General features: G+C 68.3%; 17 protein-coding genes, 1 other RNA gene and 1 pseudogene. 8 read left to right on the top strand and 11 right to left on the bottom strand.

The genetic code is table 11. The features are described from left to right. The first annotated feature begins 97 nt into the window (after positions 1–97). Positions 98–271 carry a hypothetical protein gene (locus ACIHFB_RS09495; RefSeq protein WP_400126198.1) on the top strand — a complete coding sequence of 58 codons (174 nt, stop codon included), beginning with the start codon at positions 98–100 and terminating at the stop codon, positions 269–271. Positions 272–473: 202 nt separating this feature from the next. On the opposite strand, the gene ACIHFB_RS09490 is transcribed toward ACIHFB_RS09495, so the two are convergent. Together ACIHFB_RS09490 and ACIHFB_RS09485 are read right to left on the bottom strand one after the other, a co-directional pair. After that, positions 474–731: a hypothetical protein gene (locus ACIHFB_RS09490; protein ID WP_400126196.1), complete on the bottom strand. Its 258-nt coding sequence runs from the start codon at positions 729–731 to the stop codon at positions 474–476. Then, on the bottom strand, positions 728–1,042 hold the full coding sequence (locus tag ACIHFB_RS09485; RefSeq protein ID WP_400126194.1) for a hypothetical protein: 315 nt from the start codon (positions 1,040–1,042) through the stop codon (positions 728–730). The genes ACIHFB_RS09490 and ACIHFB_RS09485 overlap by 4 nt, the downstream gene beginning before the upstream one ends. Before the next feature lie 148 nt (positions 1,043–1,190). Here ACIHFB_RS09485 and ACIHFB_RS09480 point away from each other — a divergent pair, with 148 nt between their 5' ends. Together ACIHFB_RS09480 and ACIHFB_RS09475 are read left to right on the top strand one after the other, a co-directional pair. Further along, complete coding sequence (locus ACIHFB_RS09480) at positions 1,191–1,454, top strand: GntR family transcriptional regulator (RefSeq protein WP_400126192.1); 264 nt, start codon at positions 1,191–1,193, stop codon at positions 1,452–1,454. Between the two features lie 221 nt (positions 1,455–1,675). Beyond that, on the top strand, positions 1,676–2,860 hold the full coding sequence (locus tag ACIHFB_RS09475) for a hypothetical protein (protein ID WP_400126190.1): 1,185 nt from the start codon (positions 1,676–1,678) through the stop codon (positions 2,858–2,860). 56 nt (positions 2,861–2,916) lie between these two features. On the opposite strand, the gene ACIHFB_RS09470 is transcribed toward ACIHFB_RS09475, so the two are convergent. Genes ACIHFB_RS09470 through ACIHFB_RS09455 form a run of 4 tightly spaced genes read right to left on the bottom strand, consistent with a single transcriptional unit; the run spans position 2,917 to position 11,202 of the window. Beyond that, complete coding sequence (locus ACIHFB_RS09470) at positions 2,917–6,225, bottom strand: type I restriction endonuclease subunit R (protein ID WP_400126188.1); 3,309 nt, start codon at positions 6,223–6,225, stop codon at positions 2,917–2,919. Then, positions 6,222–7,421, bottom strand: coding sequence for a restriction endonuclease subunit S (locus ACIHFB_RS09465; RefSeq protein ID WP_400126187.1), 1,200 nt, complete (start codon positions 7,419–7,421; stop codon positions 6,222–6,224). Before ACIHFB_RS09465 ends, ACIHFB_RS09470 begins: the two co-directional genes overlap by 4 nt. Further along, the gene (locus ACIHFB_RS09460; RefSeq protein WP_400126186.1) at positions 7,414–9,036 is read right to left on the bottom strand and encodes a type I restriction-modification system subunit M; all 1,623 of its coding nucleotides are present in this window, start codon (positions 9,034–9,036) and stop codon (positions 7,414–7,416) included. The genes ACIHFB_RS09465 and ACIHFB_RS09460 overlap by 8 nt, the downstream gene beginning before the upstream one ends. A 24-nt stretch (positions 9,037–9,060) precedes the next feature. Beyond that, positions 9,061–11,202 (bottom strand): N-6 DNA methylase, encoded by a 2,142-nt coding sequence (locus ACIHFB_RS09455; RefSeq protein WP_400126184.1) that lies wholly within the window; start codon positions 11,200–11,202, stop codon positions 9,061–9,063. Positions 11,203–11,506: 304 nt separating this feature from the next. On the opposite strand from ACIHFB_RS09455, the gene ACIHFB_RS09450 reads away from it, so the two are divergent. Continuing rightward, positions 11,507–11,638, top strand: a complete 132-nt coding sequence (locus ACIHFB_RS09450; RefSeq protein ID WP_400126182.1) for a hypothetical protein — start codon at positions 11,507–11,509, stop codon at positions 11,636–11,638. A 113-nt stretch (positions 11,639–11,751) separates the two neighbouring features. Then, positions 11,752–13,458: a DUF6119 family protein gene (locus tag ACIHFB_RS09445; RefSeq protein WP_400126180.1), complete on the top strand. Its 1,707-nt coding sequence runs from the start codon at positions 11,752–11,754 to the stop codon at positions 13,456–13,458. 172 nt (positions 13,459–13,630) lie between these two features. Here ACIHFB_RS09445 and rnpB read toward each other — a convergent pair. From rnpB to ACIHFB_RS09430, 3 genes and pseudogenes are all read right to left on the bottom strand, one after another. After that, an RNA gene (rnpB, locus tag ACIHFB_RS09440) (RNase P RNA component class A) lies at positions 13,631–14,043 on the bottom strand. Positions 14,044–14,113: 70 nt separating this feature from the next. Next, a pseudogene (locus tag ACIHFB_RS09435) lies at positions 14,114–14,944 on the bottom strand (DMT family transporter); the annotation flags it as partial. Between the two features lie 19 nt (positions 14,945–14,963). After that, the gene (locus tag ACIHFB_RS09430; protein WP_400126179.1) at positions 14,964–15,800 is read right to left on the bottom strand and encodes a helix-turn-helix domain-containing protein; all 837 of its coding nucleotides are present in this window, start codon (positions 15,798–15,800) and stop codon (positions 14,964–14,966) included. A 149-nt stretch (positions 15,801–15,949) separates the two neighbouring features. On the opposite strand from ACIHFB_RS09430, the gene ACIHFB_RS09425 reads away from it, so the two are divergent. Next, a complete protein-coding gene (locus ACIHFB_RS09425) occupies positions 15,950–16,708 on the top strand; it encodes a MerR family transcriptional regulator (protein WP_365276870.1) in 759 nt (252 codons plus the stop codon). A gap of 43 nt (positions 16,709–16,751) precedes the next feature. Here the strand turns inward: ACIHFB_RS09425 and ACIHFB_RS09420 are convergent, their stop codons facing one another. Next, positions 16,752–18,176, bottom strand: a complete 1,425-nt coding sequence (locus tag ACIHFB_RS09420; RefSeq protein WP_400126177.1) for an RNB domain-containing ribonuclease — start codon at positions 18,174–18,176, stop codon at positions 16,752–16,754. Between the two features lie 130 nt (positions 18,177–18,306). Here ACIHFB_RS09420 and yaaA point away from each other — a divergent pair, with 130 nt between their 5' ends. Together yaaA and eda are read left to right on the top strand one after the other, a co-directional pair. Further along, complete coding sequence (gene yaaA, locus ACIHFB_RS09415; RefSeq protein WP_365276864.1) at positions 18,307–19,089, top strand: peroxide stress protein YaaA; 783 nt, start codon at positions 18,307–18,309, stop codon at positions 19,087–19,089. A 67-nt stretch (positions 19,090–19,156) separates the two neighbouring features. After that, a complete protein-coding gene (eda, locus tag ACIHFB_RS09410; protein WP_365276861.1) occupies positions 19,157–19,792 on the top strand; it encodes a bifunctional 4-hydroxy-2-oxoglutarate aldolase/2-dehydro-3-deoxy-phosphogluconate aldolase in 636 nt (211 codons plus the stop codon). Here eda and ACIHFB_RS09405 read toward each other — a convergent pair. Beyond that, the gene (locus tag ACIHFB_RS09405) at positions 19,767–20,909 is read right to left on the bottom strand and encodes a bifunctional RNase H/acid phosphatase (RefSeq protein ID WP_365276859.1); all 1,143 of its coding nucleotides are present in this window, start codon (positions 20,907–20,909) and stop codon (positions 19,767–19,769) included. The genes eda and ACIHFB_RS09405 overlap by 26 nt on opposite strands. Positions 20,910–20,914 lie beyond the last annotated feature (5 nt).

Below are 20,914 nucleotides of genomic sequence, written 5' to 3'. Positions count from 1 at the left end.
GGCACAGCCCAGGCATCGGACCTCGACGAGGGAGGAAACATCATCTGCTGCCCCCTATGGGGCAGAGACTGCTCCTGGGCCCGCGTCGAGCAGGGCCGTGCCCGGCAGACCGGCCCACTGCAAGCTGTGGGAGACGGTGGAGGCCGCACATGCCTGGTGGCAGGGCAAGGGCCAGCCGGGGCGCGAGCGGTTCGGTCTCACTGTTGACTCGGACGGACAGCGGCTTTGGTTGGACGAGCCGGACCAGGCCGTACCCGTCGCCGGTGGGTAAAGGGGTCCACAACCGGGTGCTTCCCCGCGTTCTTCACTCACAGGCCTGTGGAGTGGCATGGCTCGCCATCCCCACACGGGTGCGGTGGCCGCCATAGCAGTATGGCGAATGCCGGGTGCGACCTTGGCTCTGCGAGGCCTTGAGGCTTCTCCGACGAGATCGCATCCGACCACCGGCGCCACGGCGGGACGCCTATGCGCCGTTACGTTCTGTCAGCCACCATGATTCCGACGCACTCTTCGAGCGCCGCATGCAACGACGGCACGAAGGCGGCGAGTTCAACATCCGACGCCTTGCCTCCCTCCAGTACGGCACCAACGACGGTCGCCAGGACGGCGGCGGCCTTGAGGGCGTGCGCATCGGCCAGCTCCTCAAGGAAACCACCCGGCTGCGCGGCCACGAACGCCTCCTTACCGGTGGCCGGATCGACACCGACGCTGCGGAAACGCCTCGCGCTCATGCGACCTCCGCCGGGATGTAGTCCTGACCGAGGGTCGCGAGAACGGCTGCTCGGCGCCGGTCCCGCTGGAGGCGCCTGTGGTCTTGTTCGTCCCGCTCGCGTTCCCATACGCCGAGGTAGGGCCGGACGAGGGGGAGGCCATCAGCGAGGACGATGTCCGCGGGGTACGCCCGCGTTCGCCGGGCGGTACGGGCGGGCTGGTGCGCGGGAATAGGCGGATTGGAGCTGAGGGACGGTGGCCTTCCAGTGGCACGGTGCGCTCCGCGGGCAGGCAGGAAGAGGCTCAGGACCGCGGCCAGTAGGCTGCGCATAGGTCGACTCCTTGTCAGTCGGCTCAGGCCCCGGTGAGGAAGTAGCCGCTTCCCGTCGGGGCCGTTCTGTGTCTGGAACCCAAGATACCGCGGATAACTACAGATAACCACGGATGCACAGAATGCCATGGTCACCCACGCTGAGCCCATGGAGCTAGATCGCACACGCCCGCTATGGCGGCAGATTGCGGCGGAAATCATCCGGCGGATCAAGGAGGGCACGTACCCGCCGGGCAGCCGCGTGCCCTCCACTCTGGAAATCGCCCAGGAGTTCGGCGTGGTGAACGCGACAGCGGCGAAGGCCATGCGGCATGTACGGGAAGAGGGCTGGACGCGGGGCGAGGTCGGGCTGGGGACCTTCGTGGTCGACCCCCTGCCGCCGCCCTCCGAAAACCCCCAGCCTTCCGCGTAAACAGCGTCCTCAAAGTCGAGTACGTCCACCGCCACACATTCCGCACCCGCACCGAGGCCCGCATCAAAATTGCCACCTGGACCACCGACTTCTACAACGCCAGACGGCTACACAGCGTGTGCGGGTTCAAGAGCCCGATCGACTACGAACGTGACTACCGAGCCACCCTCGCCGAGGGACTGGCCGCATAGATCGTCTCCACGCTGCGAGGGGATTGACAGATGGATCTGCAACGGTATCCGTGGAGCAGCGAGTCCTCAGGAATGGGACACCTCCTCGCGTACCAACGTGCCGAGGCGGCGCTGCACGCACGGCATCCCGAGTTGAGCGACCGGATCGAGATGCATTCGCCGTTGAGCTCGCTGCCTGCGATGCTCTCCGTCCGGCTTTCTGGCGACCGCAGAGTCTTGCTGTGGCTGACGCGTTTCGCCCGCCCGCACGACTTCTATCCCTTCTGGTTGATCGTCGGTCCCGATGACGAGGGCCTGCCTCGCATGTGGGACGCCGTGACCAGCCCCGAAGTCCTGGCCGACGCAGTCCGGGAGCGTGTCCGGGCGTTCGAGGAACAGCGTGTAGAGGCGAGTCCGTGGCGATGGGACGAGCCGGACGGGCAGGCGTCGATCATCAGGCTGGCTGACGCGCTGGCGGAGAGTTCATTCGACATCCGGCTCGTCGTGTCCGGGAATCGGATCCGTACGACGCAGACGGTGGACGGTGTCGAGGCGTTCCCCTTTCGAGAGCACGAGGGGGACTTCCTGGAGTTCAGGGTCGGACACCACTCGGTGCGGATCTCCCGGAAGAAGGAGATCGGCTGGCTCGCGGACGTGCACGACCCGGAACTGGATGTGCAGTGGCGCATCGACCTCCACTGGCTCCTGGGCAAGGGGGCCGGGAGCCTTCCCGGCTATACCGAGGATGACCAAGTCCTCGGCAAGCTCCATCAGGTCATCGAGGCCGCGGTATGGGACGGACCACCCGAGAACGTGGTCAAATCGCCCCCACGTAAAGGAGATCGGCCGCGCATAGCGGCAGACCGCGACCGAAGCGACTCGCTGAGTCCACACCAGGCGCTGCAGGTCACGATGAGGGAACTGCTCGCTCTGGGCTTCGCGGATGTGGCCATCGAGGGCGACGCCGAATCCGCATCCCTGACGTCGGAGAGCTTGTCCATCGCCTCGACAGCGCGTCCCAAGGCGCTTGGTCTCGCGGATGTCAAACACCTATATGCGGATGCCTCCATCGCGAAAAAGCGGCTGATGGTGCTGCTGCGAACGGGGGGCATGACACGTCCCGCGGAGGAGTTCGCGAACCGGGCGGGAGCCGTCGTGTTCTGGGCGGACAAGACGACTGGCCTGCTCGCGCCCTACGGCGGGCTCGCCCGCGAGGTCGCGTTCTCCGAGGTGTAGGCGTAGCAGCCGGTCCAGGGCATCTCCTGAGTGAAAGGCCCTGGACCGGCGGTCGGTCAGCGCGTGGCAGTGCCGTCCGTGGACCACTCGTTGGCGAAGTGTTCCATCTGCTTCAGCACAAGCTCGATGGCTGCCGGGGCCTGCTTCGGCGGGTAGCCGCGGCGGGCGAGAAGACGCTTGATCGTGGTGCGGAGCTTGGCGCGGACGGGTTCACGGGATATCCAGTCCGGCTTGAGCTGCTGACGGATCTGCACAACCAGTTCGCGGGCGATCTCCGCGAGGGTCTCGTCGCCCATGAGCTCGCGGGCGCTGCCGAGGTCAGCCACGGCGTCATAGAAGGCGAGTTCGTTGTTGTCGAGGGCGGGCGTGAACTGTTCGCCTCGCCTGGCGTCGTTCGCAATCTCCTTGGCCATCTCGACCAGCTTGGCAATGATCTCGGCGCTCGTGAGCTGCTGACGCATGTAACGCACCATCAGCTCCTGCAGGCGGTCGGAGAACGCCGTCTGACGGACGATGTTGTGCCGGGTGACCTCGCGCATCTTCTGCTCGACGAGGCGGCGCAAGGCTTCCGCAGCCAGGTGCGGGGTCTCGCTGCCCTGCAGCTTCGCGACGAGCGCGTCGTTGAGGTAGGTCAAGTCTGCGGTCTCCAGACCGGCTTCGGCGAAGAGGTCCGTCACACCTCCCGTCTCGACGACCGCGGAAGTCAGCTGGGAGAGGTACAGCTGTACGTCGCGAGAAATCGGCAGACCCCGTGCCTCGCGTTCCATGGCGTCGAGCTTCGCCATGTACGCCCGGACCTCAACGAAGAACTGGATGTCCCGCTTCCAGTACGGCTGATCCTCGAAGCACGCCCCGATGTCCGCCGACGAGCCGGCGAGCGCGAAGAAGCGTTCAAGGCGATGAGCGTGGTTACGGAAGCGGCGGGCGAGTGTCTCCTCCGGGTTGTCGAGTTCCTCGGGGTTGTTGCCCGGAGTCTGCGGACTGCGCAGGTAGTTCGCGGTGCCCAGGGCGGCGTCGATGAACGCCGTCCGGGTAGGCCGGGCGAGCCGCTCCCGCCAGTCCCAGCCGTGGAGCATCTCGTCGAGGATGTTGTACTCGTTTCGCAGTTCCTCCAGGGCCCGGTCGATGTCCTGGCCGAGGGTACGGTCCTTCTGATCGGACTCCGAGTACTCGGCGATGGCCCGCTGCAAGTTCTCGGTGAGCGGGGCGTAGCCGACGAGGAGGCCGTCCTCCTTCATCCGATAGCGGCGGTTGACACGGGCGAGGGCCTGCATCAGGTTGGCCCCCTTCAGGGGCCGGTCCAGGTACATGGTGTGGATCGGCGGTGCGTCAAATCCGGTCAGGAGCATGCTGTGGACGATGAGCAGCTCCAGCTCGTCGTCGGGGTCCTTGGCCCGGTTGATGACAGCCTTGCGCTGGCTGTCGCGCAGGGCGTGAGCCTTGAGGTGGTCCTTGTCCTGACGGCTGTTGAACGAGAAAACGATCTTCATCGCGCCCTTGTCAATGTCGTCGCTGTGCCACTCGCGGCGCAGCGTGCGCAACTCGTCATAGACCTGCACACAGATGTCGCGGGTGGCGCACACGATCATGGCCTTGCCGGGCGCACCGCCGCTCTCAGAGGCGCCGACGAACGGCTGCATTCGTGCGCGCCGCGCCTCCCAGTGCTCGACCAGGTCTCGGGTGAGATCCCGTATCCGGGCCGGGGCACCGTACAGGGCGTTCATGGTGGCCACAGCCTGCTCGATGCGGGAGCGCTCGGAGTCATCGAGACCGTCGGTGATCCGGTCGGCTTCCTCGTCGATGGACGTCGGGTCGACGTCCCGGTCGAGGACGAGCTGCACCACGCGGCTCTCGTGGTAGACCTTCACGGTTGCGCCGTCGTCGGCGGCCCGCTTCAGGTCGTATACGTCGATGTAGTCGCCGAAGACCTCACGGGTGTCGCGGTCGGACTCGGAGATCGGGGTTCCGGTGAACGCGAGCAGGGTCGCGTGCGGAAGTGCGTCGCGCAGGTGGCGGGCGTATCCGTCGAGGTTGTCGTAGTGGCTACGGTGGGCCTCGTCGACGATGACGATGATGTTGCGGCGGTCGGAGAGCAGCGGGTGATCGGTGCCCGACTCCTTCTCCTCCTTGGTCTTGCCGAACTTCTGCAGAGTCGTGAAGAGGATGCCGCCGGTGCGTTTGGCGGCGAGCTCCTCGCGCAACTGGGCTCGGGTGAGGACCTGTTGGGGCTTCTCCGGCAACACCTCGCTCTCCAGGAAGGTGCCATACAGCTGGTCGTCGAGGTCGTTCCGGTCTGTGATCACGACGATGGTCGGGTTCTGCAGGGCCGGGTCGCGGGAGACGAGGTTGCTGGTGAGCACCATCTCCTCGGACTTGCCCGAGCCCTGTGTGTGCCAGACCACGCCCGCCTTGCCGTCGCTGGCCGCGGCCTGCCTCACCTTGTCGACGGCGCGTGTGACGGCGAAGTACTGGTGCGGCTTGGCGATGCGCTTCATCTTCTTCGACGGTACGAAGTTGATGAAGCTGCCAATCAAGGAGAGGAACCGAGGCTGGGTGAACAGGCCGTGCAGGGCGAGATTTTGAGCCGAGTCGACGATGCCCTCGCCTCGGAGAGGGTCCACGCGGGCGCCGAACTCGTCGGTGTTCCATGGGGCGAAGTGCTCGTACGGCGTGAACGGGGTGCCGTACTTGGCGGTTATCCCATCGGACAGCAACACCAGCGCGTTGTAGCGGAACGCCGTCGGGAACTCCTCCACGTACCGACTGATCTGCGCGTGCGCGCTTTCGAGGGTGGCGCTCTCGTCACCGGCGCGCTTTAGTTCGATCACGGCGAGGGGGAGGCCGTTGACGTACAGGACGAGGTCGAAGCGGCGATTCTTCTCACCGTCGATCACGATGACCTGGCGGACAGCACGGTAAGTGTTCGCGTCGGGGTCGGTGAGGTCGATGACGCGGACGGTGGGATTGTGTTCCGCGCCGAAGGTGTCGGTGTAGGTGACGGAGCGGATGCCGGCGGTCAGGAAGCCGTGCGCGGTCCGGTTCTCCTCGTACGCGTCCTGCGAGGCGGGGGTCGCGGCGGTGGCGAGGGCGTCGCGGATGGCGTCCGGGGGCAGGTCGGGGTTCAGTCGCTCGATCGCGTCGCGGAGATCGGTGTAGAGGACGAGGTCGTCCCAGGAGGCGCGGTGACCGGAACCGGGGGCGCGTTCATTGCCCTCGGCCTTCGGCCAATCGAGCTCTACTAGCTCGTCGAGGGCGAGGTGCTCCCAGTCGACTTCCAGGGGGCGGTAGTTGCCGCTGGCGAAGTTCTCGGCGGCGTGAGCATCGTACGTGCCATCGCCATGGTTGTCCTGACCGTCGTTCGTCATGCCTGGTCCTCCACAATCTTCTCGGCATCTTTGACGCGCAGCCGGCCGGACATGAGTTGGGGGAGGAGGGTGTCGCGGAGAGCGGCTAGGGTGCGGGACTCGCCCTGCAGAGACTTCATGTGCGCGAATGCCGACGATGCCTGCTGCCCGAAACCTCCGAGCGCAGTTGGGTCGGGCTCGTTCACCAGGTAGTTGGAAGCATCTGCCGCACTGACACGCTGGCGCCCCGATGTGCCAGCCATGTTACGAATGGCGTGAGCCCGGAATCGCGCATCACGTGCCATGAAGTAGCTCAACTCGCTGGGGAATCCCGGCCGGGAGCGCATCACGATGAATTCAGTGGATCCGAGCCCGATCTCCTCGTCACTCATGAAGTCGACGTAGCCAGTCTTGCCGTTCTCCAGGCACGGAGTAATGCGTGCCAGAAGGGTGTCGCCGTTCATGAATCGCGGCCCAGACTTCGGAGCGCGTCGGCTCCAGGAAGGAATCCCCGCTCGGTTCGTCTGGAGTGCGGCCATGTCGACATAGACAGGCTCTTCCCCGCTAGGCTTTCCCAGCTTGGGATTGAAGGCGATCAGATCCGTCAGAGGGATAACCCGTGCCTCGTCAGGCTCGTCAGCCATCCCCAGCTCAGCGAACCTCAACTGGAGCAACGCTTCGTATGTGGATGCGATGCGCTCGTTGACGGCGATCTTGTCGTCCAGTGCCCCGAGCACGGAGCAGATCGCCTTCTGTTCACCAAGGTCTGGCAGCCTGATCGGCCATGACGGCAGGTCGACGAGCGGAATCCGATCGACGGTTGCCCCTCGAATCTGCCGACTGTTGATAACCGCCTGGAATTCTGGCGCAAGATAGACGTAGAGCAAGAAACTTGGATCTACCTGATCGCGTTTCGGTCGAAGGAGACCCATTCGTCGCCCCAGGCAAGCCCGAATTCCATCTGGCATCAAGGCTGCATCGCCAAGTCGAGTTTCATAAGAGAAGAGAACGTCTCCCTCCTGCGGGGTGACTCGCCGCGTCCATTTGGCGAAATCCTCTTCGCTCAGGTGTGCAGACTCTGCGAGGCGCAGTCGCCCCTGGTCAAGGCTTGAAATGCTGAGGAACCAAGGCCCATCAGTGGTCTTCTTAGGGGTAGCATGTGGCCCATCAAATACAGTCGCCACATCGCCGATCGTGCGCTCGCTCCAGTCAGACATCGAGTGCCCCCAGCTGCTTGCGGACTGTTTTCGTCAGCTCATCGCTCTTGTCGAAAAGTTCGTACAACTCCCCCGTCAGTCGCGCGATCCTTTCCGCGACCGCTTCCGCGGCTTCTTCCTCCGCCTCGACGGCCCCCACGTACCGCCCCGGGGTCAGCACATACCCGTGCTCCCGGATCGTCTTCAGATCAGCCGTGAAGCAGAACCCGGGCTCGTCCGCGTACGAAAGCCCTTCCTCTCGTGCGGACTTCGTCCCTCGCCACGCGTGGTACGTGCCCGCGATCTTCGCCAAGTCGGCCTCCGTCAGCACACGCTCCGTGCGGTCGATCATCTCGCCCATCGCACGCGCGTCGATGAAGAGGATCTCCCCGCGCCGATCGTCAAGGCGCTTCGCGCCCTGTGGCGACTTATTGCGCGACAGGAACCACAAGCACGCCGGAATCTGCGTGGTCCGGAACAACTGCGACGGCAGCGCCACCATGCACGCCACCAGGTCCGCCTCGACCAGCGCCTTGCGGATCTCGCCCTCGCCGCTCTGTTGGCTACTCATCGAGCCGTTGGCGAGGACGACACCGGCGGAGCCGTTCTCGCCGAGCTTGCCGATGATGTGCTGGAGCCAGGCGTAGTTGGCGTTACTTCTCGGGGGGACGCCGTACTTCCAGCGCGGGTCGGACTCCTTGCGCGCCCAGTCCTTGATGTTGAAGGGCGGGTTGGCCATGACGTAATCGGCCTTGAGGTCCGGATGCTTGTCCTCGGCGAAGGTGTCGCCCCAGCGCCCGGCAAGGTTGCCGTCGATGCCGTGGATGGCGAGGTTCATCTTGGCCAGGCGCCAGGTGCGTTCGTTGAGTTCCTGGCCGTACACCGCGATGTCGGACTTGTGGTCGCGACCCCGGTGCGCCTCGATGAACTTGCCGGCCTGGACGAACATGCCTCCCGAGCCGCACGCCGGGTCGTACACCCGACCCTCGTACGGCTCCAGGACCTCCACCAGAAGCTGGACGACGGACCGCGGTGTGTAGAACTCGCCGCCGCGCTTGCCCTCCGCGCGGGCGAAGTTGCCGAGGAAGTACTCGTACACCTCGCCGAGCACGTCCTGGGCGGGCTTGTCGCCGCTGCCGCCGAAGCGGGCGTCGCTGATGAGGTCGACCAGTTCGGCCAGGCGCTTCTGGTCGACATTGTCGCTGTTGAAGATCTTCGGAAGTACAGTTTTCAACCCGGCGTTCTCGCCCATGATCGCGTCCATGGCCTCATTCAGGAGGAGGCCGACGCCCTTGGCCTTGGCGTTCGCCGCGATCCAACCCCATCGGGCGGTCTCAGGGACCCAGAAGACGTGCTCGCCGGTGTACTCGTCCTTGTCTTCGAGGAGTTCGGCCTGGCGCTCCTCTTCGATGCCCTCATCCACGAGCTCCTTGGCGAGGGCTTCGCGACGCTCGTCGAAGGCGTCCGAGATGTACTTGAGGAAGATCAGGCCGAGAACGAACTCCTTGTACTGAGCGGCGTCCATGGAGCCGCGCAGTTTGTCGGCGGCCTTCCAAAGGATGTCCTGGATCTCCTTGGGCGTGGACGCGGAGAACAACTCCCCTTGCGGGGCAGGCTTCTTCTTACCGGGAGGCATGAGGTGCAGGGCTCCTTCGAGGTGTCAGAGTGCGTGGCTCGGAAAGTCGGGGGCGAGGATCGTGAGGGTGCCGTCGGTGAGGCCGGCGGCCGTCAGACGGCTCAAGTCCGCCAGCGCCGCAGCCTGTTCGCGTAGGAGTGCGGCACGCCGGGCGATCTCGACGAGCAGGGCGTCACAGCGGGCGGCTTCGTCGGGATCCAGATCCGGTATCGCCATGTCCTCGATGCGTCGGGCAGCCCGGACGGCTCCACTGGCGCGGCGGTGTTCGGCTGCCGCCGCACGAAGGAGTGCGGCCAACACACGTGGGCGGAGCGGACGTTCGGCGCCGGGGCGGACACGTAGGACACGGGCGGGATACGCAACGACCGACAGGCCCTCCTCGTCGACGTAGACCCCGAAGCGGGGGGTGGCGGTGATGACCACGTCGCCGGGTTCGGTGAACTGCGCGTGCTCGTATGCCGTCATCAGCACCGCGCGGTCGATGCGGTGCGTGCCGACCGGGGCGGTGCCGGTGATCTCGGCAGGAGTGAGGACGTCGTAACGGCCCTCGGGTCGAACGTGCTCGGCGTCGATGCGGTGGCCCGGCAGTTTGCGCAGGCGACGTTCCTTGAGGAGACGGGTGACCGTGGTGCGCCGTATGGGCCGGTCGGAAGGGCGGAGTGCCGCGTGGGTGCGTAGTTCCGGGCGTTGATCGTGCTGGCGGTGCGCGGCGTCGGTGAGCCGGCTCAGGCGTACTTCGAGTTCCGAGATCAGGGCGGGACGGTCGATCACCGCGCTGGTGTAGCGGCTGACGTGGGAACGGTGTTGGGGGGTGAAGGCGATCCCCGGCCGGTCGTCGAGAACCTGGATCGGCAGGATGACGCCGTGACGCGGTTCGTGGTGGCCGTCGTCGTCCCAGTTGGCCGTGCGCCAGATGTCGACGTCCTCGCACAGCGCGTCGAGGGTGCGGTGGGTGAGGTCCTGCGGGGAGAGGTCGATGAGGAGGACGCGTCCTCGTCGCTGCTCCTGCGGGGTGCGGTGCAACACCCACAGGGCGGTGCGGTAGGCGGGCCGGTAGGGCATGACCCCACCGGGAAGGTTGACGACGGCCTTGACCAGACCAGAGGTGAGCAGGAAACGGCGCAACCGGTCCGCCTCCCCTCGCGGGGGCAGTGCCTGGGCAAGGGCATCGGCGGGGCCGAGGACCACCGCCATACGGCCATCCGCGAGGAGGTCGGTCAGGGCCTCTATGCGCTCCAGCACAACCAGCGGGTCCCGGTCCTCACCCGCCTCGTAAGGGAGCACGGCAGTGATGAGGTCGGGCCCGTCGAAGGCTTCGGTGGGCAGCTCATCGCCCTCAATGATGTCGAGTTCGTATTCCGCGATGTCGTGGACCAGGGCCCGGCGCCGGACAAGGCGCACCAAGGACGGGTCCGGGTCACAGGCCTGGTAGAGGTGTCCTGTATCGGTGACGTCCTTGTCGTGCAGGGCCGTCAGGAGGTCGCCGGTCCGCACGTAAGGGATACCGATGACACGGCCGTCCTCCATCTCCTCGATGCCGGAGAGTTGGGCGATGCACTTGGCCATGGCGGGGGTGACGGAATCCTCCGCCAGGTGATGGGCGCCCAGGCGGCGGCGCGCGTCGAGGATCCAGGTGAACGGTTCAGCTGGCGAGTACGCGGTCTCGACCAGTTCGTCGGCCACGGCCCGGAGGCCGTCGAGCTGCGCCCCGGCCTGGGCGGCCGCCTCGATCTCACGGGCGAGGAAGGCATCTTCCTCGTCGAAGTACCGGGCGCGCTCAACCAGTTCGGGCCAGCCATCGGCGGCAAGCGGCATGTCGTCATGACGACGCAGGCAGATCAGTGACGTCAGGGTGTCGACGAGGGCCGCTCCCGGCAGCCGTTCGCTCCATGCGGCGAGGGTGTGGAGGGCGAGCTCGCCGCGCAGGTGGCGGGCGTCGGCGTTGCCTCGTCCGGTGTCCAGAAGCCATCGGACGACGGCGTGACCGTCGAAGAGCGGGCGGGTGCCGTCGTGCTCCACTGGCGCGGGAAAGTCGGAGTATCGGCGGGCCCAGGTGGTGACGACGGGACGTTGAACCTGAGCCAAAGTCCCGATTTCCGTGTACGTGATCCGCCAGGGCGTCTGGTCCGGCAGGATGGGAGTCGTCGCCTCGTGCTCAGTGGGCATCTGGTCTCACTCCTCTCCGCAGGCGGATCACGCACGGCTCGTACGTCCTGACGTCGCCGGCTCATCTGCAGGCATCACAGACTCTATCGCCGATCTGAAACTGAGCTGCTCGGTCACCTGATAACCCTGGTTATCAGGCCTTTGACTCCGCTTTCAACGGCCTGTCTGCCACTTTGGATGCGTCAGGCCCCGAGCTCACGCCGAGGCCCATCGGCCAGGGAGACACACCGACGTCTCCCAAGCCGCGGGCACCACCATTCCGGTCCCGGATCCCTTCCATTCCTGCAAGAGAGACAGCCGCGCCATGTCCGCAACCCCCACCCTCGTCCTGCGCCTGACCAACGACTTCGCCGCCCGGACCACGAACCACCGGGCGAACCGCGTCCTCACCGCACTCAGCAGGACAGGACACGTACCGCACCTGTCCGTGGCTTGACCACGTCGCATCACGTCGACCTCACCGCTCGCCACGTCTTTCAACACCCCTAAGGCACGCCCTAGTTACCCCACCTCGCGCGCATCGCGCTCCCCTGCCGCATGGAGGCACGCATGGTCCCTCACACCTGCACCCGCACCGTCTACCAGCTCCCCGGCGTCGCCCCGACCGTCGAGGCCATGCTGGAGGCCGTGAACCAGAAGTACCTGAACACCCCGTACGCTGTACTGAGGGTCTCCGCGCCGGAGGAACCGATCCAGCAGATCGCGGTCGTCGTCCCCCACGACAGGGAACAGGTGGGCTGGGGTGATGTCTTCTCCAGCGGCTACGGAGAGTCCTTCACCATCTCCTCCAGTCGCCCCGCCGCCCTGCACCTGCTCGCCGTCGACGGCATGGTGTACGCCCTCGGCGCCGACATGGGCTACCGGATGCTGGAGGACAGCTATGTCAACAAGCGGTTCGGGCTCGCGTTCGTACTGCGCGCGGGCGATCCCTACCAGTTGCGGGGGCTCGTGTCCCGCACCATCGGCGAGGCACGCACCGACATCGCGCTGACGCCCGCGGGAAAGCCGGTGCTCAGCTTCGCCGTCCGCGAGCACGCTCAGCATGTCGACCGGCTCGGCGCCTACCTCAAGGATCTCAAGCTCACCCGTTCCCACCTCGGCCGCGTGGAACAGTTCGGCGCGGACGGCGGCGCGGGGCTGCGCATCCCGCTCGGCGTCGAGCGCGAGGACCTGATCGCCGACCTCCGCGAGATCGGACGCGTCCTCCGGGACGAGCAGCCGCAGCCGGAGCTGGAATTCGTCGAACACATCACGCCGGTCAAGGACGCCGCAACTCTCGAACTCCTCGACGTCGCCCTGGATGCCGCCCTCGGTGAGCCCGCCGACGGCCGGATCATCTCCGCCGTCCCCACGGAACTCTGGCAGCCGTACCAGGCAGCCCGGATGTTCCACATCAGGATCGACAGCAGCGAGCCCGGCCGCCATGACGACTTCGACCTGCCCTATCTCCTCGGTCGCGCCCGCGTACACCGCCAGGGGACGCGCCTGGACGCCGTACGCATGGGCACGGTGACCGGCTACCTCTATCCCAAGGGCGGCGGCCAGGAGCGCCTGTTCACCACTTCCGCGCTGCGCTGGATCGAGGCCCAGATCTCCGTCGGATCCCGCCGCTTCTGCCTCACCGACGGCGAGTGGTACGAGCTCGGCGCGCGTTTCGTGGAGACGATCCGCGCGACCATCGCCAGGCTCTTCCCGCCGCACCCCTCGGTGGATCTGCCCACCTGGTACAAGGGTCAGACCGAGCGCCAGTACAACGAGAGTGTCCGCGACACCCACCCGCATCTGCTCTGTATGGACCGCAAGAACGCGCGCAACCCCGTCGGTACCAGTTCGAGCCAGTTCGAGGTCTGCGACCTGCTCACCAAGGACGGCACCCTGATCCTGGTCAAGCCCGCCCACGGCGGTTCCGGGCCGCTCAGCCACCTGTTCAACCAGAGCATCGTCGCCATCCAGCTGCTCCAGCAGGACGCTGAGGTGCGCCGCCAGTTCACCGAGCGTGTTGCTGCGGAGGCCAAGGACAAGGGCAAGGACGGCTTCTCCCTGCCCGCCGACTTCGTCCCGCGCCGCGTCGTCTTCGCCATCAAGCTGGGCAACGGCGCGACGCTGACGCCGGAGACCTTGTTTCCCTTCTCCCAGATCACCCTCGCCCAGACCACCCGGACCCTGGAGCAGGCCGGCATCAGCGTGGAGGTGATCGGCATCCCGGAGTCCACGGAGAAGCGCCCGGCGAGGCCGGCCTTTACATCAGCGGCATAGTCACCGCCGGCCTCCCCTTCCCCCTGATTCCGAGCACGGGGCACCGCCGTTCCGGTGCCCCGTTGCACAAACATGCGGGAACTCCCGGGAACACCCCAGGTCGGCCGGGCACACCCACCACGACGACAAACGGCCCTGCCCCGAGGAAACCTCCAGGTCAGGGCCATAGAGGCAGACGAGCCGAGCTATACGCCGGGTTCTGTTCCCCCAAGTCCTCGCGGACCCGAAGGCGACGGCCATCCATCTAGGGCCGGCGTTGCCGCCGGCCTCGTGCGGTCTACCCGCGGACTCGGGCGGGCAGCCCTCGGACGTCCGCGCAGGGATGCCCCTCTTTCGAGAAGGCGTCCCCTCTTGACCTTGCTCCGGGTGGGGTTTACCTAGCCGCCTGAGTCACCTCAGGCGCTGGTGGTCTCTTACACCACCGTTTCACCCTTACCCAGCGCCTGAACGCTGGGCGGTTTGCTTTCTGTGGCACTGTCCCGCGGGTCACCCCGGGTGGCCGTTAGCCACCACCCTGCCCTGTGGAGCCCGGACGTTCCTCGGGGAGGTCCATAGGAACCTCCACGCGGCCGTCCGCCCGGCTCGTCTGCCGTGTCGACCATGTTACCGGGCGTGCAGCCTTCCTCGGTCCGGCAGCCGCCGTCGCCAGTACCGATCCGGTCAGGATCAGCGCGAACGCCGCCACCACGCCCGCCGTCAGCGCCTCGTCCAGGAAGATCGCACCCGCCGCCACCGCCACCGCCGGGTTGACGTACGTGAACACTGTCGCCCGCGTCGGGCCCACCTCCTTGATCAGCTCAAGGAACGCCACGAATGCCACCGCCGTGCACACCACCCCGAGGGCGGCCAAGGCAGCCAGCACCGGTGCCGACGGGACCGAAGGCGGGCGGCCCATCACCGCCGCCGGCGCGTACACCAGCGCCGCCAGCGCCAGGCACGGCGCCGTCAGCTGTAGCGACGGCACGTCCCTGAGCCACCTCGCCGCGATCAGTGGCGCCGTCGCGTACCCCAGCACCGTCAGCAGCACCTCCCCCAGCGACCGCGCGTCGCCGCCCGTCAGGTGCGGGACGGTCAGGACCGCGACGCCCGCCAAGCCCAGCGTCAGGCCCAGCACCCTCCGTATCCCCATCCGCTCCCCCGCCCCGAAGAAGCGGGCCAGAGCGACCCCGACGATCGGTACGCCCGCGATCAGCAGGCCCGCCGTTGAGCTGGACAGATGGCGTTCGGCGTCCGTGAGGGTCCACCACGGGCCGATGACCTCTATGAACGCGAAGGCCAGCATGGGGCGCCAGTGCGCGCGAACCGTCCGGGTCAGGCCGCCCTGGCGCAGAGCGAACGGCAGCAGGAGGGCCGCGCCCAAGGCGCAGCGGGTGAAGACGACCACGGACGGCGACAGGTCCGCGTCCACCGCCACCTTGATCAACAGGTACGGGATGCCCCACACCACGCTCATCACCGAGAAGAGGATCCAGCCGCGTGCAGTCATGCGCGCAGTCTCGGGCGCGTCAGCGCCTGCCGTCTTGAACGCTGTTGCGGTACGCGGCCGGGGTCACCCCGAGCACGCGTCGGAACCAGCGCGTGAGGTGGGCCTGGTCGGCGAAGCCCACCATCCCCGCCACCTCGGCCGGTCGCAGTCCGCAGTCCAGGAGGCCGCGGGCCAGGTGGACCCGGTGCTGGGCCAGCCAGGCGTACGGCGGCATGCCCGTCGCCGTGCGGAAGGCACGTAGGAGCTGGTAGCGGGAGAGGTCCAGCTCGGCGGCCAGTTCGGCGAGGGAGGGTGGGGTCTGGAGTTCGTCGCCCAGGCGGTCCCGTACCGCGCGAGCCACCTGCTGCGCGCCCGGGACCCTGTCGTCCGTCGGACGTGCCGTCGAGTGACGGCGGGCCAGGGCCGTGAGCAGCCAGGGGATGCGGGATTCCGCCTCCAGCGGATCGGGGCAGGCGCTCAGATCCGTGTGCGCGGCGTGCAGGGCGGCGGCCAGTTCGGGGTCGTCCAGCAGAGGTTCCCGGAAGTACGGGACGCCACCGCATGTCCCTTCCGTGAGGAGGGACGGCTCGGCGTACAGGGCCCGGTACGCGTAGCCGTCGGACGCGGCCGGGCCGCCCGTGTGCACCTCTCCGGGGTCCAGTACGACGATGGAGCCCGGGCCCGGCAGGATGCGGCCGCCCCGGTAGTCGATGACCTCGGCTCCGCCGACGCAGATGCCGACCGTGTACTCCTCGTGGGCGTGCGGGGCGTAGACGTGCCGGGCGAAGCGGGCCGTCAGCAGGTCGAGCGGGGGCCCGCCGCGGCCCAGCCGGGCCCTGGTCCAGCGGGCGTGTTCAGCGTGTTCACGTGCGCTCACCTCGTACCCCCTTGACGCCTGCAACGCCGGGGAGCTCGGAGAAAATCCGAGGTGTCCGCGAGATCGGAAGGCATTCGCTGAGATCGGAAACCGTTCGCTCCATCGTGGTCGCTTGACCCTGCCGCAACGTCAACGTTTCTACTAGGAGCATGAGGATCGGAGAGCTCGCCACAGCCGTCGGCGTCACCACGCGGACCGTGCGGCACTACCACCACCTGGGCCTGCTGCCGGAGCCGGAGCGGATGTCGAACGGGTATCGGAACTACACCCTGCGGCACGCCGTCGTGCTGGCCCGGATTCGGCGGCTCACCGAGTTGGGGCTCGGGCTCGGGGAGGTGCGGGACGTGCTTGCGGACGACGCGGGGCGGGACCTCATCGAGGTGCTCAGCGAGCTGGACGAGGATCTTGCCCGGCAGGAGGAGGCGATCCGGGAGCGGCGGGCCCGGCTGCGTGCCCTGCTCGACGCCGAGGAGTGCCTGCCCGCCGAAGGGCCCGTCTCGCCCGAACTGGCCGCGCTGTTCGCCGAGATGGCGCACATCCCCGGTGACTCTCCCATGGCCGCCAAGGACCGCGAAGTGCTCGCGCTGATCGACACTGCGGCGGATCCGGCGGAACGGGAACGGCTGTTGGGGCTGCTCGGCGGCATTGTCGCCACGCCGGGCGGCGTCGAGCGCGTGCTGTCCGTCTACGCCCTTCTCGACGCCCTCTCCGACGCCCCCACCGACGACCCGCGCGTGGACGAGGCCGCCCGTGCCCTCGCCGACTGCATCCCCCGGGAGCTGGCCCCCGGGGACTCCGACATCGACTCCGACGACAGTTTCCTGCGCGCCTTCTACGCCGACTTCGCCCCCGCCCAGGCGGAGGCCATCCGCCGTGCGCTGCGGATCGTGACCGGGGCGGACCGATGAGGACATCGGTGCTCTGCGCATCCGATGGCGATCACGCAGGCGATCACGCAGGCGCGAACCGCACCTTCGCGGCCGCCCCCGGATCCGCTTGGACGAGCCGGACGCGGAGGCGTTCGCCGAGGGGTAGTGGGTCCGTGGTGCTCTCGATGGGGGCTACGACCGCCGGGGAGTCCAACTGCACCTTTCCCACCGTGGGTCGGCGTTCCTCCACCTCCACCACGTAGCCGTCGAAGAACTCGCCGACGCGGTCCTTGAGCAGCGCCGCCTCGACGATGTCGACGCAGGCGCGTTCGGCCTGGCCCGCGCGCCGGGTGCCGTCGGCCATCTCCTTGGGGAGGGTGTCGAGGGCGGCGAGTACCCAGTCGGGCGGTGTCCGGTCCGCTGTCGCGGCCAGGCAGATCTCGGAGGCGTAGCGGTCGGCGAGGCGGCGGAGCGGTGCCGTGCAGTGGGCGTAGGGGGCGGCCACGGCGGAGTGGGTGGTGATGTCCGGGAGGAGTCCGTCCCGGAAGACGGTGTAGCCGGCGCCGCGCAGCAGGGTCGTGCACTCGAACAGGAACGCCGCGTGGTGCGGGCGGTGCGCGTCGAGGGAGCGGACGAGGGCCGCGTACGAGACGTGGTGCGGCCAGTCGATGTGCAGGGCGTGGGCGGTACGGCGGAGACGGCCTACGGCGCCGTCGGGGGCGGCGGGGAGCGTGCGGAGGACTCCCGTGCCGTAGGCGAGCATGCTGTCCGCCGCCGCCATGCCCGTGAGCAGGGAGATCTGGGCGTTCCAGCCTTCGGCGGGCAGCGGGGCGCGGTAGTTCAGCTCGTACGTGTGGTCGTGCTCGACGATCTCCTGCTCCGGCACGTTGAGGGAGATGCCGCCGCGCTCGATCTCCAGGCGTTCCCGTGCCTCCCCGATCTCCTTGAGCAGCGCGAGCGGCTCTTCGGCCGTACCGGAGTCGATCTGCCCTTGCACGCCCGCGTAGTCGAGCTTGGCGCGGCTGCGGACGAGGGCCCGGCGGACGTCGGCGGCGAGGGTACGGCCGTCCGCGTCGAGGTCGATGGTCCACAGGGCGGCCGGGCGGGGCCGGTCCGGGAGCAGGCTCGCCGCGTCCTCGCTCAGCGACAGCGGGTGAAGGGGGATCTTCTCGTCCGGGAAGTACAGGGTGGTCACCCGGCGGTGGGCCTCGGCGTCCAGCGGCGACCCGGGTACGACGAACGCGGCGACGTCGGCGATGGCGTACCGGACGCGGTAGCCGGTGCCGCGGCGGGAGAGGTGCATCGCCTGGTCGAGGTCGGTGGAGGTGGGCGGGTCGATGGTGAAGAGGGGGATGTCCGTGGCGTCGTGGTCGGGCACGGCGGGGGTGGCCGCGACGGCCTCGGGCGGGAAGCGCTCGGAGACGCCGAGTTCGGTACGCAGCGCGGTGAGGGCGGCCCGGAGAGGGGCTTCGGGGGCGCCGGTCACGCGGATGTGGCGGCGGGGCATACCCCCGAGCCTAGGCACAATCCGGCCCGTACGCCGTTGCGGAGTCCTGCCCAAGTACGCCGTACGCCGTTGCGGAGCCCAACCCCAGCACGCCGTACGCTGTCGCGAAGCCCGAACAGAAGGAGAACCCGTGCTCGTCCTGCTGCCGCCTTCCGAAGGCAAGGCCTCCGCCGGCCGCGGCGCCCCGCTGAAGCTCGAGTCGCTGTCGTTGCCCGCGCTCCAGGAGACGCGGGCCGCCGTCCTCGACGAACTCGTCGAGCTGTGCGCGGCCGACGAGGACAAGGCGTGCGAGGTACTCGGACTGAGCGAGGGGCTGCGGGGCGAGGTCGCCAAGAACGTGGAGCTGCGGACGGCCGGGGCGCGGCCCGCCGGGGAGATCTACACGGGGGTGCTCTACGACGCTCTGGATCTCGCGTCTCTCGATGCGGCCGCGAAGCGGCGGGCGTCGCGCTCCCTCCTGGTCTTCTCCGGGCTCTGGGGTGCCGTCCGGGTCACGGACCGGATTCCCTCGTACCGCTGCTCGATGGGCGTGAAGCTGCCGGGGCTCGGGGCGCTGGGTGCGCGCTGGCGTGCGCCGATGGCGGACGCGCTTCCCGAGGTGGCCGGCAGTGGGCTGGTGCTGGACCTGCGGTCCTCCGCGTACGCGGCCGCCTGGAAACCGAAGGGTGAGGTCGCCGGGCGGACGGCGACCGTGCGGGTGCTGCATGCGCCGACCCGGAAGGTGGTCAGCCACTTCAACAAGGCGACGAAGGGGCGGATCGTACGGAGTCTGTTGTCGGCCGGGGTGGCGCCGAAGGGGCCGGCTGCGCTGGTGGAGGCGTTGCGGGACCTCGGGTACGTGGTGGAGGTCGAGCCGCCGGTGAGGGCGGGGGCGGCTTGGGCGCTGGATGTGCTGGTGGACGAGGTTCACTGAGAGGCGTCGATTGCAGCATGCGCAATGACCTTTGCGCATGCTGCTCCCTGACGGCACGATGTTCCGCATGAGCGCCTCCATCCTTGATCTCGCCCCCGTCGTCCCCGTGGTCGTCGTGCAGGACGCCGCCGACGCCGTTCCGCTGGCGCGGGCGCTGGTCGCGGGTGGGTTGCCCGCGATCGAGGTGACGTTGCGGACGCCGGTCGCGCTGGACGCGATCCGGGCGATCGCCGCGGAGGTGCCGGACGCGGTGGTCGGGGTCGGCACTGTGATCACGCCGGAGCAGGTGACGGCGTCGGTCGCGGCCGGGGCGCGTTTTCTGGTGAGCCCGGGCTGGACGGACGTACTGCTGGAGGCGATGCGGGCGTCCGGGGTGCCGTTCCTGCCGGGGGTGTCGACCACGTCGGAGGTGGTGGCGCTGCTGGAGCGCGGTGTGACGGAGATGAAGTTCTTCCCGGCGCAGGCGGCGGGCGGTACGGCCTATCTGAAGTCGCTGGCCGGGCCGTTGCCGCAGGCGCGGTTCTGTCCGACCGGCGGGATCGGGCTCGCGTCGGCTCCCGAGTACCTGGCGCTGCCCAACGTCGGTTGTGTGGGCGGGACTTGGATGCTGCCGGAGGATGCGGTGGCCGCGCGGGACTGGGCGCGGATCGAGTCGCTGGCCCGCGAGGCGGCGGCGCTCAGCGCAGGTGCGACGTGTCGTTGAGCAGCCGTACGCTCGCGTTGCCGTCCGCGTAGTACGCCACCGCCGACAGCGAGGCCGCCGAGAGTTCCATGCGGAACAGGGACTCGGGCGGGGCGCCGAGGGCGAGCCGCACGAACGTCTTGATCGGCGTGACGTGCGTGACCAGCAGGACCGTACGGCCCGCGTACGCCGCCACCAGCTTGTCCCTCGTGGCGGCGATCCGGATGCCGGTCGCCGCGAAGCTCTCGCCGCCGCCGGTCGGTTGGGCGTCCGGGGACGCGAGCCAGGCGGTCAGGTCGTCGGGGTGGCGCTCCTGCACCTCGGCGAAGGTGAGGCCCTCCCACGCGCCGAAGTCCGTCTCGATGAGCCCGTCCTCAATGGCCACGTCGAGGCCGAGCCGGGCGGCGACGATTCCGGCGGTCTCGCGGGTCCGGGCGAGGGGGGACGCGACGACGGCCTGGATCGTCCCGCGCTGGGCGAGTGCCGCCCCCGCCCGCTCGGCCTGCTCCCTGCCGACGTCCGAGAGGGACGGGTCGGTGCCGCCACTGCCCGAGAAACGCTTCTGCGGCGTCAGCGGCGTTTCCCCGTGCCTCAGCAGCACGAAGGTGGCGGGCGCACCGAGGTCGGCACCACCCCAACCGACGGTCGGCGTCGCCACATTGCGCGCGGCCCGGATGTCGGCAGCGGCCTTCTCGGCGGCCGACGCAGCAGCCCCGGGCTTCCCGGCGCCCGAAGTCCCCGCATCCATCGCCTCGTTGGCCAGCCGGTCCGCGTACTTGTTCTGCTCCCGCGGGATCCACTCGTAGGTCACCCGCCCGGGCGGAAACACCCGCCCCGCCTCCGTGGCCAGGGGCCTCATGTCAGGGTGCTTGATCTTCCAGCGGCCCGACATCTGCTCGACGACCAGCTTGGAGTCCATGCGGACGTGGACCGTGGCGGCGGGGTCGAGGGCGTGGGCGGCGCGCAGGCCCGCCACCAGCCCCCGGTACTCGGCGACGTTGTTGGTCACGACGCCGAGGTACTCGGACTCCTCCGCGAGCGTCTCTCCCGTCGCCGCGTCGGTCACCACGGCTCCGTAGCCCGCGGGCCCCGGATTGCCCCGTGACCCGCCGTCGGCCTCGACGATGAACTCCCGCACGGCGT

The sequence above is a fragment of the Streptomyces sp. NPDC051963 genome, from assembly GCF_044593495.1.
Lineage (GTDB): Bacteria > Actinomycetota > Actinomycetes > Streptomycetales > Streptomycetaceae > Streptomyces.
This window is presented reverse-complemented; position numbering and strand designations above follow the sequence as displayed.

Excerpts from the sequence above, each read along its gene's own strand:
- ACIHFB_RS09490 (WP_400126196.1), bottom strand. The coding sequence starts at position 731 with ATGAGCGCGAGGCGTTTCCGCAGCGTCGGTGTCGATCCGGCCACCGGT.
- ACIHFB_RS09485 (WP_400126194.1), bottom strand. The coding sequence starts at position 1,042 with ATGCGCAGCCTACTGGCCGCGGTCCTGAGCCTCTTCCTGCCTGCCCGC.
- ACIHFB_RS09480 (WP_400126192.1), top strand. The coding sequence starts at position 1,191 with ATGGAGCTAGATCGCACACGCCCGCTATGGCGGCAGATTGCGGCGGAA.
- ACIHFB_RS09475 (WP_400126190.1), top strand. The coding sequence starts at position 1,676 with ATGGATCTGCAACGGTATCCGTGGAGCAGCGAGTCCTCAGGAATGGGA.
- ACIHFB_RS09470 (WP_400126188.1), bottom strand. The coding sequence starts at position 6,225 with ATGACGAACGACGGTCAGGACAACCATGGCGATGGCACGTACGATGCT.
- ACIHFB_RS09465 (WP_400126187.1), bottom strand. The coding sequence starts at position 7,421 with ATGTCTGACTGGAGCGAGCGCACGATCGGCGATGTGGCGACTGTATTT.
- ACIHFB_RS09460 (WP_400126186.1), bottom strand. The coding sequence starts at position 9,036 with ATGCCTCCCGGTAAGAAGAAGCCTGCCCCGCAAGGGGAGTTGTTCTCC.
- ACIHFB_RS09455 (WP_400126184.1), bottom strand. The coding sequence starts at position 11,202 with ATGCCCACTGAGCACGAGGCGACGACTCCCATCCTGCCGGACCAGACG.
- ACIHFB_RS09450 (WP_400126182.1), top strand. The coding sequence starts at position 11,507 with ATGTCCGCAACCCCCACCCTCGTCCTGCGCCTGACCAACGACTTCGCC.
- ACIHFB_RS09445 (WP_400126180.1), top strand. The coding sequence starts at position 11,752 with ATGGTCCCTCACACCTGCACCCGCACCGTCTACCAGCTCCCCGGCGTC.
- ACIHFB_RS09425 (WP_365276870.1), top strand. The coding sequence starts at position 15,950 with ATGAGGATCGGAGAGCTCGCCACAGCCGTCGGCGTCACCACGCGGACC.
- ACIHFB_RS09420 (WP_400126177.1), bottom strand. The coding sequence starts at position 18,176 with ATGCCCCGCCGCCACATCCGCGTGACCGGCGCCCCCGAAGCCCCTCTC.
- eda (WP_365276861.1), top strand. The coding sequence starts at position 19,157 with ATGAGCGCCTCCATCCTTGATCTCGCCCCCGTCGTCCCCGTGGTCGTC.